Below are 928 nucleotides of genomic sequence, written 5' to 3' on the forward strand. Positions count from 1 at the left end.
ATCTGCACATCTGCCGCCTCGATGCCGGCGCGGGATGCCTTCTCCTGACTCTGTTGCATCCCGGCCCCGACATTCTGGGTCGCTTGCTGCAACCGCTTGATACTGGCACTGATCTCCTCCGTCGACTGGCGAGTACGGCCCGACAAGGTGCGTACCTCATCCGCCACCACCGTAAAACCGCGCCCCTGATCACCCGCCCGCGCCGCCTCGATGGCCGCGTTGAGGGCAAGCAAATTGGTCTGCTCGGCAATGCCGTTGATCACCTCGATGATGGTGCCAATGCTGCTGCTTTCGGTCGAAAGGGTGCGCATCAGGGTGGCGACTACCTGTTATTTGCATTCATCATGAAGAAGATGGGATTCCACACCTGATAAAGCCAGATGGCGGCTCAGGACTCGCTGTAATTAAACGAAATTCTAAAGGGTCGAGATCAGCGGCACAATAGATGCAGGCAGGCATGAGCGGGGAAAATGAAAATATGCGTCCAGCGCTGTCGGACTGCGTATCGGGCAGAGCATGATGCTGCGAGTTTCGCCTATCGCGGTCACGCCAATCTCAGCTGAACAGTGACATGGGCATGACGAAAAACGCTGCAGGACAAGGCCCCTTGCCCCTCACGACATCTCGCCACGCCTCAAATTAATGGGAACCGGCCTGCCCCGCAGGATGATCCAACGGGGCGAAGTGAACTGACTAGACCCGAAACTGCTTGAGCAGGGTGTCGAGTTGGGCCGACAGCTGCCGCAGATCGCTGCTGGCCTCGGCAACCTTTGCCACTCTGGCCGCACTCTCGCTGTTGAGCGTCGCAATCCGGTTGACGCTATGGCTGACCGCCTCTGCCACCGAGTGTTGTTCTTCCGATGCCTGGGCGATATACATGTTCATCTCGCGGATCAGGCTGACCTGATTTTTAATCTTCTCCACCGAT

General features: G+C 57.8%; 2 pseudogenes. Both read right to left on the reverse strand.

What is annotated here, in order from left to right:
• Nucleotides 1-323 (reverse strand): annotated as a pseudogene (locus DBR30_RS13480) (methyl-accepting chemotaxis protein); the annotation flags it as partial.
• A gap of 370 nt (nt 324-693) precedes the next feature.
• Nucleotides 694-928: pseudogene (locus DBR30_RS13485) on the reverse strand (methyl-accepting chemotaxis protein); the annotation flags it as partial.

This window comes from Aeromonas sp. HMWF017, assembly GCF_003061465.1.
In the GTDB taxonomy this organism is placed as follows: Bacteria; Pseudomonadota; Gammaproteobacteria; order Enterobacterales; family Aeromonadaceae; genus Aeromonas; species Aeromonas veronii.